We start from the raw sequence: 16236 nt of genomic DNA on the forward strand, positions 1-16236 counted from the left end.
TCTTCCATTCGCAAAGATTCTTGGCTAGGCGTGCGCCTTGATGGCGGCGGCCAGCACCTCGAGGCCGTCCATCAGCAGCTCGTCGCCGATGACCAGCGGCGGCAGCAGCCGGATCACGTTGCCGTAGGTGCCGCAGGTGAGGATGATGACGCCTTCCTTGAGGCAGGCGGCGGCAACGGCCTTGGTCAGTTCCGGGTTCGGTTCCTTGGATCCGGCCTGCACGAGTTCGATGGCCAGCATGGCGCCGCGGCCGCGGATGTCGCCGATGACGGACACCTCACCCTGCAGTTCGCGGAGGCGTGCGGTGGCCAGTTCCTCGATGTGCTTGGCACGGGCGTTGAGGTCGTATTCCTCCATGGAGCCGATTGACGCCAGGGCCGCGGCACAGGCAACCGGGTTGCCGCCGTAGGTGCCGCCGAGACCGCCCGGGTGGACGGCGTCGAGCAGGTCGGCGCGGCCGGTGATGGCGGACAGCGGCATGCCGCCGGCGATGCCCTTGGCCATGGTGATGATGTCCGGAACAACACCTTCGTGGTTGACGGCGAACCATTCCCCCGTGCGGCAGAAGCCGGACTGGACTTCGTCGGCGATGAAGACGATGCCCTTTTCCTTGGCCCACGCGGCAAGGGCCGGCAGGAAGCCGTCGGCCGGGACGATGAAGCCGCCCTCGCCCTGGATCGGTTCGATGATGATCGCGGCGACCTGCTCGCCGCCGATCTGCTTCTCAATCGCGGTGATGGCGCGCTTGGCGGCCTCGGCACCGGTGATCGCAGGGTTTTCCTCGCGGAACGGGTAGCTCATCGGCATGCGGTAGACCTCGGGCGCGAACGGGCCGAAGTTGGTTTTGTACGGCATGGCCTTCGCAGTCAGCGCCATGGTCAAGTTGGTACGGCCGTGGTAGGCGTGGTCAAAGGCGACGACGGCGTCACGGCCGGTGGCCAGGCGGGCCACCTTGACGGCGTTTTCCACGGCTTCGGCGCCGGAGTTGAACAGCACCGTGCGCTTCTCGTGGTCGCCCGGGGTGAGGCGGTTCAGCTGCTCGGCGACGGCCACGTAGCCTTCGTACGGGGTGACCATGAAGCAGGTGTGGGTGAAGTGCTCCACCGCTTCCTTCACGGCGCCGACGACGGCGGGATCGGACGCCCCGACGCTGGTCACGGCAATGCCGGAGCCGAGGTCGATGAACGAGTTGCCGTCCACGTCGTGGATGATGCCGCCGTCGGCGTCCGCAACATAGACGGGGACGCTGGAGGCGACGCCGGCAGCCACAACGGCCTTGCGGCGTTCGGTCAGGGCGACGGACTTGGGGCCCGGGAAGTCCGCCTGGACGCGGCGCTTCTGCTCGAGACGGTAGGTGATGTCACTTGCGGTGGTGGTCATGGGAGAAGCCCTTTCTTTAAAGCTGGGGATGAGGCGTGGGAAGAAGCTGGATCAGGCGTCGAGTGCACTCATCACGTGCTTGATGCGCGTGTAGTCCTCGACGCCGTACATGGAGAGGTCCTTGCCGTAGCCGGACTGCTTGAAGCCGCCGTGCGGCATCTCGGCGGTCAGCAGGATGTGGGTGTTGATCCACACCGCGCCGAAGTCCAGGTCGCGGCTGACGCGCATGGCCGTGCCGTGGTCGGTGGTCCAGACGCTGGACGCCAAGGCGTAGTCGACGTCGTTCGCCAGCTCCACGGCTTCAGCCTCCGTGCTGAACTTCTGGACGGTGATGACCGGCCCGAAGGTTTCCTTCTGGACGACGTCATCCGTCTGCTTGGCACCGGTGATGATGGTCGGTTCGAAGAAGAAGCCCTTCTCCCCCGCGCGGTGGCCGCCGGTAACGATCTTGCAGTTCTCCGGCAGGTGCTCCACCACCGACGTGACGGCGTTGAAGTGGTTTACGTTGTTCAGCGGGCCGAAGTAGTTGTCTTCGTCGTTCTGCGAGCCGGTGTGCAGGGTCTTGGTGTGTTCCAACATGGCTGCCACGACGTCGTCGTGAACGGAGTCCTCCACCAGCACCCGGGTGATGGCCGTGCAGTCCTGGCCGGCGTTGAAGAAGGCGAATTCGGCGATGGCCGCGGCGCTCTTCTTGATGTCGGCATCCTTGAAGACGATGGCCGGGGCTTTGCCGCCGAGCTCCAGGTGCGCGCGCTTGAGGCCCTTGGCCGCTCCCGACGCGACGGCGATGCCGGCGCGGACGGATCCGGTGATGGAAACCAGGCCGGGGACCTTGTGCTCCACCATCATGGCGCCGGTTTCGCCGGTGCCCAGGATCACGTTGAGGACGCCTGCCGGGAAGATCCCGCCGGCGAGGCGGGCCAGGACCAGGGTGGATTCCGGCGTGGTGTCCGAGGGCTTGAGCACCACGGTGTTGCCGGCGGCGAGTGCGGGGCCGATCTTCCAGATGGCCATCAGGAACGGGTAGTTCCAGGGGGCAACCTGGGCCACGACGCCAATGGGTTCGCGGCGCACGTAGGAGGTGTGGCCTTCGAAGTACTCGCCGGCGGACTTGCCTTCGAGGATGCGGGCGGCGCCGGCGAAGAAGCGGAGCTGGTCGGCGCCGGCGGCCACTTCCTCGGAGGCGATGAGGCTGCGGACCTGGCCGGTGTTGCGGTGCTGGGCCTCGACGAGTTCGTCGCTGTTGGCCTCGACGGCGTCGGCAAGCTTGAGGAGCATGAGCTGGCGCTGGCCCGGGGTGACGTGCTTCCAGGTCTTGAATGCCTCGCTGGCCGCCGTCATGGCGGCGTCGACGTCGGCCTGCACGGAGATGGGCGATTTCGCCACCACTTCGCCGGTGGCGGGGTTCACGATGTCCAGCAGTCCGGTGCCGGCGGGCGTGACGAACTCGCCGTTGATGAAGTTCTGCAAGGTTTGGACCACGGTGTTCAACCTCTTTCCTGCGGGGTGTCTGCGGCCGGTTCCAAAACCGGCGCAGTGTTGCGACTGCTCACGAGCCTATGCCAGCGCCGATACGCAGGGAATAGCCACCTGCACACCTTCTCCGGAATCCTTTAGTGCGGTTGCCCAGCACGCGGCTATCCTGATTTCATGGCAATTTCCCTCGCCGCCCTGCTGGGCGTGCAGTCGCTCCAGCTCGTGAAATCCGGCCTCGCCGAAACCACGTGGCACCAGGACATCCATTGGGTCGCCGTCACCGAGCAGGAGGACCCGCAGCGCTTCCTCAACGGCGGCGAGCTGGTGCTCACCACCGGCATGCGGCTGAAGTCGGCCCCGGAGCAGCGCCGCTTCGTGCGGCAGGTGCAGCGGGCAGGCGCGGTGGGGATCGGCTTCGGGGTGGGGCTGACGCACGACGCCGTTCCGCCGGCACTGATTGCCGAGGCCAACCGCTGGGGCCTTCCCGTGGTGGAGGTCCCCTACGAGACGCCCTTCATTGCGATCACCAAGCTGGTGGCGGATGCCCAGTCGGCGGATCATTACGCCAAGCTGGAACGGCTCATTGCGGGCCACCAGATCCTGGCCCGCGCCCTGCTGACCGGCGGCGGCCTCTCCGAACTCCTCAAGAACCTCGGCTCCATGCTGCGCACGGATATTGTGCTGACCCAGTTCACGGCGCAGCTCTACAACAGCGTGCCCGGGAACCCGGCACCCACTGCGGACACCTGGGCGTCCTATCCCATCCCCACCGGCCGGCGGGACGCCTGCACGCTCTGGGCCCGGCAGCCCTTCGAGGATTCCGGCATCGTGGGGTACGCGCAGAACCTGATCAGCGTGGAACTGAACAACATGGTCAAGCAGCGGCAGGCCCAGCGGGCGCTGTCCGGCCAGGTCCTGGAGGACGTGATCCACGGGACCCTGGAGGCCAGCGAGGCGTCCCGACGGCTTGCCGGCATCGGTGTCAACAGCACCCGGAAAAACGTTGTCCTGCTGGCCGAGTCCGCGGCGCACCCCAAGCAGCTGGCGAGTTCCTCCGTGCCGCGGCCGTTGGAGCACGGGGTGACTGCCGTCGTCGGGAAGGACCTGGTGGTTGTGGTGACGGACGACGGCAGCGGTGCCAGTGCGCTGGCCAAGGGCCTCAGCGACCATCTTGCCGAGGCCGGCATCCACGCCACGATCGGCATCGGCGGCGCCTACACCAAACCCAACGGGCTGCGCTGGAGCTACTTCGAGGCGCGCGACGCGGCAAGCCACGGGCTGCCCGTCAACGAGCCCGAACGGCTCAGCCTGACGTCGCTGCTGCTGGCCAGCGAGGACGTGCCGCTGGCGGACATGGCGAACGAGTCCCTCAACCCGCTTCGGAACTTCGACGCCCTGCACGGGGCCGAGCTGATGGCCACGCTGGAAAGCTACCTGAACAACAACGGCTCGGTGGCCGCCGTCGCCGAAGCGCTGACGCTGCACCGCAACACCGTCCGGTACCGGCTGGCACAGATCACCGAACTGACCGGCTACGACCCCGCCCAGACCCAGGACCGCGTGCAGCTCTGGCTGGCACTGGCCGTGCAGCGGCTGAACCACCGCCAGCAGCGGTAGGAGGCGGCGGCCGGGCCCTCCGGAGATCCCTGCCACATCTTTACAAACATCAAACGTCTAACGTCTAATGTTTAAGTATGGCAACCACGACGACGGCACCTCCCGGAACTGACACCCCACCCGCCGCACGGACCGGCGCAGCCCGGCCGCGCGCCGTCGTCGTCCTCGGGATTGTTGCCGTGGTGCTGATCGGGCTGAACCTTCGCGCCGGCATCACCGGAGCCGCCGCCCTGCTCCACGACCTCCAGGAAGTCCTGGGCTACGGGGCGTTCATCGCCGCCGTCATCCCTTCCATTCCCACCCTGTGCTTTGCGGTGGCCGGCGCGGCCACGTCCTGGCTGACGCGCCGGATGGGCGTGGAAAAAGCCATCCTGCTCTCGCTGGGAATGCTGGCCGCGGGACTGCTGCTGCGCGGCATCCCGTCCACCGGCATGCTGCTGGCCGGGACGGTGGTGGGCATGTCCGGGCTCGCCGTCTGCAACGTAGCCATGCCGTCATTCATCCGCGAGCACTACGCGCACCGCACGTCCCTCATGACGGCGCTCTACACGGTCACCATGACCACGGGCGCCACGGTCACGGCCGTGCTGGTGGTTCCGGTTGCCCAGATGCTTGGTTCTGCGTCGGCGGGACTGGGTGCCATCGGCCTGCTCTCCGTGGCCGCCTTCCTGGGCTTCCTGCCGGTGGCCCTCCACGCACACCGGAATGCCGCGCCGGGCCGGGGCACCAACGTTTCCCCGTGGCCGCTCCTGCGGACCCGCACGGGCGCGCTGCTCACCGCAATCTTCACGCTTCAGGCACTGCTCGCCTACGCCGTGCTCAGCTGGTTCCCGTACATGCTCACCACCACCGGACTGACGGCAACGGACAGCGGGCTGATGTTCGGACTGATGCAGCTGATCTCCGTGCCCGCAGGCATGGTGCTGATCGCTATAGGATCCCGGCCGCGGATGCTGCGCCCGGCGTTCTACCTCGCCAGCGTCACCATGGTCCTGGGCATTACCGCCCTGATGCTGCTGCCTGCCACGCTGGCCGCCGTCCCGGCAGTGCTGCTGGGGTTCGGCCTGGGCATCTTCCCGCTGGTCATGGTGATGATCAGCCGCAGCGGGCGCACGACGGCGGAAACCACCGCCATGTCCACGCTGGCACAGTCAGTGGGCTACCTGCTCGCCACGGCGGGTCCGTTCGGCATGGGCCTGCTGCACAGCGCCACGGGCGGCTGGACGGTACCCTTGGTGTTGCTGCTCGCCATCGCCCTGGCCCAGATCGTGGTGGGGCACCTACTGACGGCAAGGACCCGGCCATGACCCTCACAGCTTCGCACCGGCCCGTACTGGCCGACGAAATCACGGACAAGCTCCGCGGAATGATCCACTCCGGCGAATGGAAGCTGCAGCAGAAGATCCCCGCCGAGCCCGAACTGATGGCCCGGCTGGGCGTATCCCGGGGCACCCTGCGCGAGGCCATCAAGGCGCTGGCCCACAGCGGAATGCTGGAAGTCCGCCGCGGCGACGGCACCTACGTCCGGGCAACCAGCGAGATCTCCGGCGCTGCGCAGCGGATGTACAAGGACCACACCCAGGAACACATCCTCGAGGTCCGCATAGGCCTGGACACCCAGGCGGCCCGGCTGGCAGCCCGCAACGCCAAGCCGGAACACCTTGCCGCCATGAAGGCCCTGCTCACGGAGCGCCACGCTGCTTGGAACTCCGAGGACTACGCCGCCTGGGCACGCGCCGACTGGGACTTCCATGTTCTGGTGGCGCAGGCATCCGGGAATCCGCTGCTGCACGAGCTGTACGTGAGCTTCGGCGGCGTGTTCCACGCGGACCTGCTTCGGCAGCAGCGCCGCAGCGGCTTCAACGGACTACCCGACGAAGGGCACGGCGAGCTGGTGGAAGCCATCGAGGCGCACGATGAAGCCGCTGCCGTGGACAGCGTCAACCGGAACCTGAACTCCTGCGCGGAGTGGCTCGGGGTGTAGCCGGGGCTGCCGCCGCCCAGCGGGAGGCCAGGGCTGCGGCCGCCCAGCGGGAGGCCCTGGCCGCCGCCCAGCGGGAGGCCCGGTAAATCAGTAGGCTTAGCTGTTTGGGGAGTTCCCATCCCGGCCTCAGCCGGATCGGGCGTCCCGTTCTTGCACGCTGACGAATTGGAGTACCCCATGGCCAGATCAGTCGACATCACTGTGGACGGCAAACGCCCGGACCCCTGGGCAGACGGCCTGGGCAGGGTGGGCGTTCGCTCGGCCCAGATCCTGCTGGTCCTCACCGTGGTGGTGGTGTCCGTCTTCGCGCTGCTGCAGATCCGGCTCCTGGTCATTCCCGTGCTGATCGCCCTGATCCTGGCAGCTGCTATTGCGCCGTTCGTCAACCTCCTGAAGCGGCGGGGCCTGCCCGGCTCGGCGGCAACGGCTGTGGCTTTTGTGGCCCTGCTCGCCGTACTGGCCGGCGTCACAACGGTCATTGTTGCCTCCATCCGCAGCCAGTGGGGTGAACTGGCCAGCCAGGCGTCATCCGGCCTGGACGAACTGCAGTCCTTCCTGCTCAACGGCCCCATTCCCGTGGACGGAGAGCAGATCGAGCAGGCCCGGGCAGCCATTGTGGATTTTGCCGCCAGCAGCCAGGTCCGCTCCGGAGCCATCACCGGGCTATCCGTCATCACTGAGTTCCTCGCCGGGGCCAGCCTGATGGTGGTGATCCTGTTCTTCTTCCTCAAGGACGGGACCGGGATCTGGAACTTCTTCCTGCGGCCCTACACCGGCGCCCGCGAGGCCAAGCTGCGCCGGTCGGGCGCACGAACCATCCAGGTCCTGGGTGACTACGTGCGCGGCACGGCCATCGTTGCCCTCGTGGACACCGTGGCCATCGGCTCTGCGCTGCTGATCCTGCAGGTTCCGCTGGCCATCCCGCTGGCCATCATCGTCTTCATCGGCGCGTTCGTCCCGATCGTGGGAGCCACGGTGGCGGGCATCCTCGCGGCGCTGGTGGCGCTCGTGGCCAACGGGCCCGTGGTGGCGCTGATTGTGGTGATTGTGGTGATCGCCGTCAACCAGCTTGAGGGTAACCTGCTTCAGCCGGTGGTCATGGGCAAGTCCCTGCAGCTGCATGCTTTGGTCATCCTGCTGGCGCTGACAGCAGGAACCATCCTTGCCGGCATCATCGGCGCCGTGCTTTCGGTTCCGCTGGCCGCCGTGGTCTGGGCGATCATCCAGGTCTGGACAACGGACAGCAAGGACCCGGACCCCGACCTTGCCGCTGCGGACGCCAGCCGGGCCTGACCGGCTGGGCGCCAGCCGGGCAGGTCTGACTGGCGCCCGGGATCCGGCCGATGGCCCCTAGCTGGAACGGTGCAGCAGGCCCTGCAGAACGTTCTTCGGCCGCTGCATTTCGCCGTGCTGTGCACCCAGGACGATGACCCAGCCGGCAAAGACCGGGATGGCCCACTGCAGGATCTTCAGCTGCTTCTGGGCCGACTTGAGTTCGTCCGAAGCCCCCCGCTTCGGTTCGGTTGCGCCTTCGGCGCCTTCACCGGCGAGCTTCTCCACCTTGCTGCCCAGGATCCCGGCGTACAGCGTAACGGCGGCGCCGGCCAACGTAACCGCCGTCTTGTAAACGTTGAGGCCGGCCACACCTTCCTGCGCCGCCGTGCGGCCCTTGTTCTCCCAGGTGATGGCCAAGCCTGACAGCAGGTGCGCCGCAAACGCGCCGGCCTGCACGGGCGCCCACTTCTTCCAGCCCAGGCTGGAGAGCCTGGTGCGCTCGGTTGGATCCTTGGCCGCGGCGGCGGCCCCGTTAAGTCCGATCGCACCCATGAGCGAACCCCCGAACCACGCGCCCGCGGTCAGGTCGTGAATGGAGCGGGCAACAAGATTTCCTGCCATGATGATCTTCCTAACGTGAGTACGGATAGCGAGGCTATAGTAAGCACACTTATCAATATCTTGGTAGGGTGGATGATGCGTAAAATCAGCGATATGAACGGGTCCGGAACGCTTTTCGGTTGGGCTTTTGGTGACCTTTCACGGTCCGGAGACGAGGCGTGTCTGGACGAACTGCGCCGCGACGCCCTGGCCAACGCCACCCAGGACGCCGTCTCCCGGGGCTTCGGCGTCGAAGAGGGCACCGAAACGTACACGGTCATCAACCCGGGCGACACTCTGTCGGATGTCCACACGGCACCGGAGCAGCTCATTGTCCGCTGCACGGTGAAACTTACCGGCCCGGGCGCCGATGAGGTCCATGCCGAAGGCCCCATGAACGGCTAACGATGGCGGAAGAAGATACGGCCCTGGGCGAAGCCGCCGATGCGGCCGAGGCGGTGTCGAACACCAAAGCGCTGGACGTCGTCGCCCGTTCCGGTTTTGCCGTGATGGCCCTGCTGCACATTGTGATCGGGGCCATCGCCATCGCCTTGGCGCTGGGCCAGCCCGGTCAGGCCGAGCCCACGGGAGCCATCGAGCAGCTGGCCGCGAACCCGTGGGGTCCCGCCGTGATGTGGGCCGGGCTGACCGGCTGTGCGGGCCTGGCGCTGTGGCAGCTCAGCGAAGCCACCCTCAGGGCCCGCCACCTTCCTGCAGGCCAGCGTCTCGGCAAGCTGGTCTCATCCGGTTTCCTGGCCGTGGCCTACGGCAGTGTGGGGCTCACCTTCGCAGGGTTCGCGGTGGGACAGCGCGGGGACTCGGGCGATTCCACAAGGGACCTCAGCACAGCCCTGGTCCGCGGACCCCTGGGGGTTCCGGCGCTCATTGCGCTGGGGCTGACGGTGATCGGCGTCGGAATCTACTTCATCGTCAAGGGCGTCCGGAAGCAGTTCAAGGAGGAACTGCACCATTTCGAGGGAACCAGGCGCGGGCGCATGATCAGCGGGCTGGGCGTCGCCGGCCATGTGGCGAAGGGCGTCGCCCTCATCCTGGCGGGACTGCTGTTCGTCGTGGCAGCCGCCACCAACCGTCCGGGCGAATCGACCGGGCTGGACGGCAGCCTCAAGGCGCTGCGGGACCACCCGGCCGGGCCTTACCTCCTGGCGGCCATTGCGGCCGGCCTCATCAGCTACGGACTGTTTGCCCTGGTCCGGGCAAGATTCGGCCGGATGTAGGCCGGCGCAACCCGCAGTCCCCAGCAGAAAGCGAGCACAACATGGCTACTGTTTCGAAGCGTTTCCTCACTCCCCCGGCCGACGTCTGGAACGTCATCGCCAACGGATGGCTCTACTCGGGGTGGGTAGTGGGTGCATCACGGATCAGGGATGTGGACGCACTGTGGCCTGCTGCCGACGCGGTGCTGCACCACTCGGTCGGGGCGTGGCCGCTGCTGATCAACGACAAAACCACAGTGACGGCGTCGGATCCGGGCAAGTCCATCGAACTGCTGGCACGCGGCTGGCCCCTCGGCGAGGCCAAAGTGGTGATCACGCTGGAGCCCGAGGAAGCCGGATGCAAAGTGACCATCGCCGAGGACGCCGTCAAAGGGCCGGGCCTGTGGGTCCCCAAGTTCGTCCGGGACCCGCTGATCACGGTCCGGAACACCGAAACGCTGAACCGGTTGGAGCTCATGGCCGCGGGCGGCGCGGGGACTTAAACCAAAGCGCGAACTGGCAGCTAATGACGTCAACCGCGTGGTTTGCGTCATAAGCTGCCAGTTCGCGCTGAAGAAGGGCGCGGCTAGACCTGGGCGGCCACTCCGTCGCGGGAGATGGACACCATGTCCTCGCGCGGCACAACCTTGACCCGTTCGCGTGCAACCTCCACGCCGTGGGACCCGGTCTCGGTGGCCTTCTCGCCGAGGGCGCGCTCGTGCGCGTCCAGTGCCAGCCAGCCTTCCCAGCTGGTGTACTTCACGCCGCGGTTTTCCAGCAGTTCGACGACGGCGTCCGGTGCCGGCGCAGCGGCGAGCGGCAGGTTCGCGCGGTCTTCGAGCAGGTAGGTCACGGTCTCCAGGGCGTCACCCTTGGTGTGGCCGATCAGGCCCACCGGGCCGCGCTTGATCCAGCCGGTGGCGTAGATGCCCGGCACGTGGCTGCCGGCGGCGTCCAGGACGCGGCCGCCGTCGTTCGGTACAACACCCTTCTTGTGGTCGAACTCCACCTCGGGCAGCGCGGAACCGAAGTAGCCGATCGCGCGGTAGACGGCCTGGACCGGGTAGTCCACGAACTCGCCGGTGCCGCGGGCGTTGCCCGTGCCGTCCAGCTCGGTGCGCTCAAACTTGATGCCGGCTACGCGGCCGGGGGTCTCGGCGTCGTCGTACACCTCAACCGGGCTGTGCAGGAAGTGCAGGTGCAGGCGGCGGGAGGCCGTGAGCTCGGAAAGATCTTCCGGCTGCTCGGCGATCCAGTTGGTGAGCGTGCCAACCATGGTCTTGGTCTGGTTGTTGCTCTGGACCTGGCGGTCTGATTCCTCGTCGAACTCGAAGTCCTCCGGGTACAGGATGATGTCCACATCCTTGGAGTGGGCCAGTTCGCGCAGTTCCAGCGGGGTGAACTTCACCTGGGCGGGGCCGCGGCGGCCGAAGACATGCACGTCCGTCACGGGCGAGGACTTGAGGCCGGCGTAGACGTTGTCCGGGATTTCAGAGACCAGGAGGTCGTCGGCGTGCTTGGAGAGCATGCGGGCCACGTCCAGGGCCACGTTGCCGTTGCCGATCACGGCGATTTCCTTGGCATCCAGCGGCCATTCGCGGGACACGTCGGGGTGGCCGTCGTACCAGGAGACGAAGTCCGCGCCGCCGTAGGAGCCCTCGAGTTCGATCCCGGGGATGTTCAGGTCCGCGTCCTTGATGGCACCGGTGGCGAAGATGACGGCGTCGTAGTGGGTGCGGAGGTCCTCGATGGAAAGGTCCGTGCCGTAGTCCACGTTGCCGAAGAACCGGATGTCGCCGCGGTCCAGGACCTTGTGCAGGGCGTTGACGATGCCCTTGATGCGCGGGTGGTCCGGGGCCACGCCGTAGCGGATCAGTCCGTAGGGCGCCGGGTAGCGGTCAAAGAGGTCGATGCTCACGGTCAGCTCGCCGCTCTTGACGGCTTCGCTCTTGGTGAGGATGTCGGCGGCGTATACGCCGGCGGGGCCGGAACCCACGACGGCGACCCGGAGCGGGCGGGCGGCAGAACCTACGGTGGTGCTAGTTGACACGGCTGTGTTCCTTTTTTCTGTCACGGGCCCAACTAGGTAGCAGCAGATGTCGTTATGACGGCTCAAAACGACACTTACTGCTACTTAGTTGGGAAGGGGCTACGGGGCTGCGGGTCTTCGGGCTACTTGGTCAGTACGCGGGGCTGGTTCGGGGTGGTGGTGCTGTAGTCGGCGGTCTTGAAGTGCGACGGCGCGAACGGGCTGACGCGGACAACGTCGCCGATCACGATCACCGCGGGATTCGCGACGCCGGTGGCCTCGGCCTGGTCAGCGATGGAACCGACAGTGCCGATGGTCACGCGCTGGTTGGGCAAATAGCCATTCTCAACGATGCCAACTGGAGTGTCCTGAGGCAAACCGGCATCGGCCAGTGCAGCGGCGGATTCGCGGAGCTGGCCCACTCCCATCAGCAGCACGATGGTGTGGTCCGCGCGGGCCGGGACCTCGGAGAGTTCCTCGTGGCCGGTGACCACGCTGAAGCCCTTGGCCAAGCCGCGGTGCGTCACAGGGATGCCGGCTGCCGCGGGCACGGATATCGCGGAAGTCACGCCGGAGACCACTTCAACCTCGACGCCGTGCTGCCGGCAGAACTCGGCTTCCTCGCCGCCGCGGCCCAGGACGTAGGGGTCGCCGCCCTTGAGCCGGACCACGCGGTGGCCGGCCAGGGCTTCGTCGACGAGGATGCGGTTGATCTCGGCCTGCGGCACGGGATGGTGCCCGGGGGTCTTGCCCACCTCGATAACGCGGACGTCCGGGGCGAGTTCGTTCAGTAGCTCGCGGGGGCCCAGGCGGTCCGCCACCACGACGTCGGCCTGGCCCAGGAGCCTGCGGCCGCGGACGGTGATGAGCCCGGTGTCGCCGGGTCCGCCGCCCACGAGGGCTACGCTTCCCCGGTGGGCCCGCTGGCGGCGCAGCGGAAGGTCGCCGGTTTCCAGCGCGGTGGCCACGGCGTCGCGGAGGGCCATGGCGCGGCGCGGGTCTCCCCCGGCGTTGACGGCGATCTGCACGTCGTCCACCACGGCGACGGCGGGGGTCCAGGCGGCGGAGGCTTCGTGGTCCGACGCGTTGACGCACCAGATGCGCTGCGCCTCTGCGTCGGCCGAGACCCGGGCGTCCACCACGGAATCGCCGGTGGCCGTCTGGACGAACCAGGCGCCGTCGACGTCGGACGTGCGGTAGGTGCGCTGCTCCCAGGTGATGAGGCCGGCGTCGGCCAGTTCCTCAAGTCCGGCGGAGGCGAGGGGGGCAACCACGGTTACCCGGGCACCGGCGTCGAGCAGCCCTTTGGCGCGGCGCGTGGCCACCGGCCCGCCGCCCACCACCAGTACGGGGCGGCCCAGCAGGCGCAGTGCCGTGGGGTAAATATCCTGAATTGCCATGAATCGACGATAGGGCCGCGTCATATACCGGAACAACGGCGCGGAAACACCAGTTCACGTAAGGTAACGCTGCGTCACATTGCTGGTGGACCCCCGGGGGCCACATACCCGACGCCGCCCCCGCAAAAGCCAAGAGCAGAGCCCGACGGCGGGACTCGCCGTCGGGCTCTACTGTTTGGTTCTGCGCGGGTTGACTGGTGCGGCCCGACCCTAGCGGGTGCTGCCGGCAAGGAGGCCGCGGCGCCGGAGGAGGCGCTTTTCAATCGGTGCGAACACCAGCAGTTCGATCAGGATGCCCACGGCCAGGATCAGCAGGATGGCAGACATCACGATCGTCATGTCGGCGAGGTCGCGGCCCTGGTTCAACATGGACCCCAGACCGAAGCCGATGGTGCCGCCCACCGCGATGATTTCCGCCGCCATGAGGGACCGCCAGGAGAACGCCCAGCCCTGCTTCAAACCGCTCAGGTAGCCCGGCAACGCGGCCGGAAGGACGATCTGCAGGGCCATCTGCAGCCGGTTGGCGCCCAGGACGGTGCCCACGCTGCGGTACTGCGGCGGGATCTGGTCCACGCCGGAAATCAGCCCGTTGATGATGGACGGGATGGCGCCCATGAACACCACGAAGTACACCGTGGCATCCGTGAGGCCGAACCAGATGATGGCCGCGGGCACCCAGGCCACGGACGGCAGCACCTGCAGCCCGGAGATGAGCGGACCGAAGGCGCGGCGCAGCGGGGCGACCTGTGCCAGCAGGAGTCCGATCGGGGTCGCAATGACCACGCTGATCAGGAAGCCGGCAATGCCGCGCTGCAGCGACGTCCAGACGGCTTCCTGCAGGGACCCCTCGGCCCACAGGGTGCCGAACTGCCCCAGTACGTCCATTGGCCCGGGCACCAGGTCCCGGCGCTTGAAGCCGAGCGAAACATAGAACTGCCACACCAGCACCAGGACCACGAGCGCCGCGACGGGAAGCAGGATGCGGCTCCAGTCGATGCGCGCCGCGCGGGCAGCGTCCGACTGCAGGGAATCAAGGCCGGATTCAAGCTCGCGCAGGTCCTCGTTGCCCGTGGAGGACCGTGTCAGTGCCGCGTGTACTTTGCGGGTTTCGGGCACGGGGCCGGCTGCCTCCCCGCTTACGGGGGCTTCTGCCAGGGGTGTCGGGTTACTTGGCATGGCGGCGGATCTCCTCTCGCAGCCGGGCGGTAATGACCCCGGTCAGCTGTCCGGCAAGTCCGGCGTCGGTTCGGTGTTCCTCGGTGACGTTCCATTCCTGGACGACGCGGCCGGGGCGTGAGGACAGCAGGAGCACCCGCTGGCCCAGCCGGACCGCTTCGCGGACGTTGTGCGTCACAAAAACGATGGTGCGGCCGGTTTCCTTCCAGATCCGTTCCAGTTCGTCGTGCAGGAGGTCGCGGGTGATGGCGTCCAGGGCGGCGAACGGCTCGTCCATGAGCAGCAGCTGCCGGTCCTGCGCCAGCGATCGCGCCAGCGAGACGCGCTGGCGCATGCCGCCGGAGAGTTCGTGGGGGCGCTTGTCGCCGGCTCCGCCCAGGTGGACCAGGTCCAGGAGTTCGTTGGCTTTGGTGCGCCGCTCGGCCTTGCCCACGCCGCGCAGCTTCAGGGCGAGCTCGATGTTCTCCCGCGCCGTCAGCCATGGGAAGAGCGCGGCGTCCTGGAACATGAAGGCAGCGCCGTCGCTGGGGACTTCAAGGGCGCCCGACGTCGGGAGTTCCAGTCCCGCCATGATGTTCAGCAGGGTGGACTTGCCGCAGCCGGAGGCGCCGAGGAGGGCGACGAACTCGCCTTGGGCGATGCTGGCGTTGACGTCGTCCAGCACCGGGGCGCCGTCGCCGAAGCGTTTGCCCAGGTTTTCCAGTACGACTGGCATGGTCCTGTCCTTACGTTGAGGGGGCTGGAGGTGGTGCTTTGGGGTTAGTCGTTGCCGAGGCCGGCGGCGGAGACCGGGCTGCCCCCGGTTTGGGCGGTGACGCTGTTCAGGGCGGCGAGGTCGAAGATCCCGTTGATGTCCGCCTGCTTGGTGGTGCCGGCCTTCACGCCGTCCTCAAGCAGTTTCTTGTAGGCCCCGGCCAGCGGGTCCACGGTGAACACGATGTTCTGCAGTGACCGGTCGATGACGTCGGCCGGGAGTTCGGCACCTCCGGATTCCTTCAGGGCAGCATTCAGCTCGCTCGCCTTTTCCGCGGCCGGTGTGTTGTTGAGCCAGGCCACGGACTCGGCGTGGCCCTTCAGCAGGGCCTTGACGGTGTCCGGGTGATCGGCGGCGAACTTCCTGTTCACGATCAGGATGGTGGTGGGGAACTCGCCCGGTTTGCCGGTCAGCGACCCGTCCCACAGGTCCTTCTCGTCCACCAGGACCTTGGCGCCCGCCTGCAGCACCAGCCGCGAGGCCCACGGCTCCGGCAGCCACGCACCGTCCAGCTTGCCGTCCTGGAACAGCTTCAGGGTCTGCGCGTTCTCGGTCGGGTTGATCGCCACGTCGCCGCTGCCGTCAGTGTTGGTCTTGTACCCCTGGCCGGCCAGCCACGCCCGCAGCGCCACATCCTGGGTCCCGCCCAACTGCGGCGTGGACAGGGTCTTGCCCCTCAAATCCGAGGCCGAGCCGATCTCCGGCTTCACCACCAGCTGCGCCCCGCCGGCCGCGGCACCGGCAATGATGCTGACGGACTCGCCCTGGCTCTTCACGAACGAATTGATCGCCGGGTTCGGGCCGATATACGTGGCATCGATCGCCCCGGCGTTCAGCGCCTCGATCGCGGCCGGACCGGCGTTGAACACCTGCGTGCTCAGCTTGGTCCCGCCCAGGCTCCTGGCGATGAAGCCTTCCTTCACCCCGACCAGCGCCGGGGCGTGCGTGACATTGCCGAAGTACCCCAGCTTCAACTCCGCGGCAGGCATGGGGGCCGCTGCCTCGGCGGAGGGATTACGGGACAGCGTTGACGCCACCACGGCACCGGCGGCAATGAGCAGCACCAGGCCGAGGGCAACCAGAACCTCGACTGCGCGCTTGCGCTGTGGGTTCCTGCTCTCTCCTGCCACGATGCGGGTCATTCCGGGCTGGGGACTTGTCATTGTTTCACCATAGGGAGTGTCATAAACGAGGTTCAATGACTCGGAAACGGGGGGTCACGCGCGTTCATGCAGCGTCATATTCGCGAAACACAGGGCAAGGCTATTCCCGCCAGGGCGGCGGCGGTTTCGGGGCCACGGCCATTGCTGGCCGGGCGGCAGGCTGCCATT

Annotated in this window: 15 protein-coding genes; 7 read left to right on the forward strand and 8 right to left on the reverse strand. The window is 67.4% G+C overall.

Annotation, left to right across the window (positions count from 1 at the left end; genetic code table 11):
* Positions 1-24 precede the first annotated feature (24 nt).
* Both gabT and AC1MDG_RS15890 read right to left on the reverse strand, forming a co-directional pair.
* Positions 25-1380: a 4-aminobutyrate--2-oxoglutarate transaminase gene (gene gabT / locus AC1MDG_RS15885; RefSeq protein ID WP_043483368.1), complete on the reverse strand. Its 1356-nt coding sequence runs from the start codon at positions 1378-1380 to the stop codon at positions 25-27.
* A gap of 51 nt (positions 1381-1431) precedes the next feature.
* The gene (locus AC1MDG_RS15890) at positions 1432-2862 is read right to left on the reverse strand and encodes a gamma-aminobutyraldehyde dehydrogenase (RefSeq protein ID WP_479805030.1); all 1431 of its coding nucleotides are present in this window, start codon (positions 2860-2862) and stop codon (positions 1432-1434) included.
* Between the two features lie 168 nt (positions 2863-3030).
* Between AC1MDG_RS15890 and AC1MDG_RS15895 the strand changes: the two genes are divergently transcribed.
* The 4 genes from AC1MDG_RS15895 (at position 3031) to AC1MDG_RS15910 (ending at position 7750) form a co-directional block, all read left to right on the forward strand.
* Positions 3031-4473, forward strand: a complete 1443-nt coding sequence (locus AC1MDG_RS15895) for a PucR family transcriptional regulator (protein ID WP_043483371.1) — start codon at positions 3031-3033, stop codon at positions 4471-4473.
* 77 nt (positions 4474-4550) lie between these two features.
* Positions 4551-5780 carry an MFS transporter gene (locus AC1MDG_RS15900; protein WP_479805032.1) on the forward strand — a complete coding sequence of 410 codons (1230 nt, stop codon included), beginning with the start codon at positions 4551-4553 and terminating at the stop codon, positions 5778-5780.
* Positions 5777-6457 carry a FadR/GntR family transcriptional regulator gene (locus tag AC1MDG_RS15905; RefSeq protein WP_479805034.1) on the forward strand — a complete coding sequence of 227 codons (681 nt, stop codon included), beginning with the start codon at positions 5777-5779 and terminating at the stop codon, positions 6455-6457. Before AC1MDG_RS15900 ends, AC1MDG_RS15905 begins: the two co-directional genes overlap by 4 nt.
* 177 nt (positions 6458-6634) lie before the next feature.
* Positions 6635-7750: an AI-2E family transporter gene (locus AC1MDG_RS15910; protein ID WP_479805035.1), complete on the forward strand. Its 1116-nt coding sequence runs from the start codon at positions 6635-6637 to the stop codon at positions 7748-7750.
* A 57-nt stretch (positions 7751-7807) separates the two neighbouring features.
* On the opposite strand, the gene AC1MDG_RS15915 is transcribed toward AC1MDG_RS15910, so the two are convergent.
* On the reverse strand, positions 7808-8353 hold the full coding sequence (locus AC1MDG_RS15915) for a hypothetical protein (protein ID WP_043483381.1): 546 nt from the start codon (positions 8351-8353) through the stop codon (positions 7808-7810).
* A 93-nt stretch (positions 8354-8446) separates the two neighbouring features.
* Here AC1MDG_RS15915 and AC1MDG_RS15920 point away from each other — a divergent pair, with 93 nt between their 5' ends.
* Genes AC1MDG_RS15920 through AC1MDG_RS15930 form a run of 3 tightly spaced genes read left to right on the forward strand, consistent with a single transcriptional unit; the run spans position 8447 to position 10049 of the window.
* Entirely contained in the window at positions 8447-8737 is a 291-nt protein-coding gene (locus AC1MDG_RS15920; RefSeq protein WP_479805036.1) for a hypothetical protein, read from the forward strand.
* A 2-nt stretch (positions 8738-8739) separates the two neighbouring features.
* Positions 8740-9567 carry a DUF1206 domain-containing protein gene (locus AC1MDG_RS15925; RefSeq protein ID WP_479805038.1) on the forward strand — a complete coding sequence of 276 codons (828 nt, stop codon included), beginning with the start codon at positions 8740-8742 and terminating at the stop codon, positions 9565-9567.
* Between the two features lie 41 nt (positions 9568-9608).
* Positions 9609-10049, forward strand: a complete 441-nt coding sequence (locus AC1MDG_RS15930) for an SRPBCC family protein (RefSeq protein WP_479805040.1) — start codon at positions 9609-9611, stop codon at positions 10047-10049.
* Between the two features lie 83 nt (positions 10050-10132).
* Here AC1MDG_RS15930 and AC1MDG_RS15935 read toward each other — a convergent pair whose 3' ends face one another.
* The 5 genes from AC1MDG_RS15935 to AC1MDG_RS15955 all read right to left on the reverse strand — a co-directional run bounded on the left by AC1MDG_RS15935 (position 10133) and on the right by AC1MDG_RS15955 (position 16068).
* Positions 10133-11596 (reverse strand): FAD-dependent oxidoreductase, encoded by a 1464-nt coding sequence (locus AC1MDG_RS15935; RefSeq protein ID WP_479805042.1) that lies wholly within the window; start codon positions 11594-11596, stop codon positions 10133-10135.
* Positions 11597-11718: 122 nt separating this feature from the next.
* The gene (gene cobA, locus AC1MDG_RS15940) at positions 11719-12975 is read right to left on the reverse strand and encodes a uroporphyrinogen-III C-methyltransferase (RefSeq protein ID WP_479805043.1); all 1257 of its coding nucleotides are present in this window, start codon (positions 12973-12975) and stop codon (positions 11719-11721) included.
* Positions 12976-13185: 210 nt separating this feature from the next.
* On the reverse strand, positions 13186-14151 hold the full coding sequence (locus tag AC1MDG_RS15945) for an ABC transporter permease (protein WP_144406441.1): 966 nt from the start codon (positions 14149-14151) through the stop codon (positions 13186-13188).
* The gene (locus AC1MDG_RS15950) at positions 14141-14866 is read right to left on the reverse strand and encodes an ABC transporter ATP-binding protein (protein WP_043483399.1); all 726 of its coding nucleotides are present in this window, start codon (positions 14864-14866) and stop codon (positions 14141-14143) included. The genes AC1MDG_RS15945 and AC1MDG_RS15950 overlap by 11 nt, the downstream gene beginning before the upstream one ends.
* Positions 14867-14910: 44 nt before the next feature.
* Positions 14911-16068 (reverse strand): ABC transporter substrate-binding protein, encoded by a 1158-nt coding sequence (locus AC1MDG_RS15955; RefSeq protein WP_479805046.1) that lies wholly within the window; start codon positions 16066-16068, stop codon positions 14911-14913.
* Positions 16069-16236: the final 168 nt, after the last annotated feature.

This window comes from Arthrobacter sp. AIWTK1, from assembly GCF_056680535.1.